The organism is Actinomycetospora sp. (assembly GCF_055612215.1).
The window spans coordinates 1-1,695 of record NZ_JBVPVA010000498.1; the positions used below are offsets into that span (position 1 = coordinate 1).

General features: G+C 75.6%; 2 protein-coding genes. Both read right to left on the reverse strand.

The genetic code is table 11. From position 1 onward, the window contains the following. The coding region (locus AC0CYZ_RS13915; protein WP_472216262.1) for a DPP IV N-terminal domain-containing protein at positions 1–1,050 on the reverse strand (1,050 nt) is incomplete at its 3' end. Further along, a partial coding sequence (locus AC0CYZ_RS13920; RefSeq protein WP_472216265.1) for an alpha/beta fold hydrolase occupies positions 1,047–1,695 on the reverse strand: 649 nt, incomplete at its 5' end. The genes AC0CYZ_RS13915 and AC0CYZ_RS13920, both read right to left, overlap by 4 nt.

Here is a 1,695-nt window from a genome sequence, read left to right on the forward strand (position 1 = left end):
CTCACCGTCGACGACCAGCCGGCGGACGTCGTCGGCGTCCGCGCACCAGACGAGGCCCCCGTCGTCGAGGTGCGCCGGCACCCCCGGGACCAGGGCGACCCAGGCGTCGTCGACGTCGGAGCGCACCTCGACCGAGCGTCCCGACCCCGGGTCGACCTCCCGCAGCGTCACCCGCTTCTGGTCACGCGGCGCGGTCGTCACGAGCAGCGCGTGCCGGTCCCAGGTGACCTCGGCGAGGTACTCGTCGTCGCCGAGGTCGACGTCGGTGCGCCCGCCGTCGAGCCCGAGCAGGTGCAGCGACACCGTCGCGTTGGTCGTCCCCGCGGCCGGGTAGGCGACGACGCCGGGCTCGCGGTCGGGGTTGGCGGGGTCGGCGATGTGCCAGCGGGTGACCGCGGCGTCGTCGACGCGGGCGACCGCGAGCGAGGCGCCGTCGGGAGCCCACCAGAACCCGCGGTAGCGGTTCATCTCCTCGGCGGCGACGAAGTCGGCGAGGCCCCAGGTGACGTGCTCGGCGTCGGGGGACGCGAGCGTCGTCGTCTCCCCCGACCCGAGCGTGTGTACGTGCAGCGCCCCGCCGCGCACGAACGCGACGCGGGTTCCCGACGGGTCCGGGCGCGGGTCGACGACGGGTCCCTCGACGGGCAGCGGCGCGGGCGTCGAGCCCGGGGTGAGCCCGACGGTGAACGCCTGTCCCGACAGCACGAAGGCGGCGGTCGCGACGTCGCGGTCGCACCCGTAGTCGACGACACCGCCGGACTGCTCGCGGACCCGCTCGCGACGGGCACGCTCCTCGGGTGGGAGGTCGTCCTCGCCCGGGACGTCGAGCGTGAGGGGGTCGACGAGCAGGTGTTCCTCGCCGGTCGCGACGTCGAGCACCCACAGGCAGGTCACCGGGTCGTCGCCGCCGCGGCTGCGCAGGAAGACGACCCGGGACCCGTCGGGGGCGATCGTCACGCCGCGCGGGGCGCCGAGCGTGAAGCGCCGGGTCGCGGCCTGGCGGCGGGGGAACGAGTCCGGGCTCTCGGTCACGGGGTGCTCGACGGTCACGGGCGGCCATCCTGCCCGCCGCCGGGCCGAATCACCGCCCGGCCGCCACGCGTGGGTCCCTCCTGGTGCCCCTCGGCCACGTCCGCGAGCACGGTCTCGACGAGGCCGACGAGCACGTCCGGGCCGTCCGCGAGCACGTTGTGGGTGGTCGGGAGATCGTGGACCGTCCAGGTCGGGTCGGCGCGCAGCCGCTCCGCGACACCCGGGAACGGCGAGATCGGGGTCCAGGCGGGGTGGGCGGCGAGCGCGTAGTGCTTGGTCCCGACGTCCTCGTGCGCGCCGATGAGCGCAATTCGCTGGACGAGGCTCGCGAGGGGGTGCCCGGTGGCGCGGTCGTCGAACTGGGGCATCGGGTCGACGAGGACGCCGGTGCGCGCGGCGCCCTCGACGTACCAGGCACGCATGGCGTCGTTCACCGACGACCAGCAGGAGTCGCCGTCCTCGGGCGCGAACCCGTCGACGACACAGAGCCCGGCGACGCGACCGGGCAGCGCGTCGGCGACACCCGCGATCACCATGCCGCCGTAGCTGTGTCCGACGAGGACGAGGTCGCCGTCGAGCCCGCCGAGGTGCTCGGTCAGGTCCGCGACGTGGCTCGCGAGGTTGGTGGTGCCGTCCAGCTCGGCGGCGCGCTCGCACAGCCCG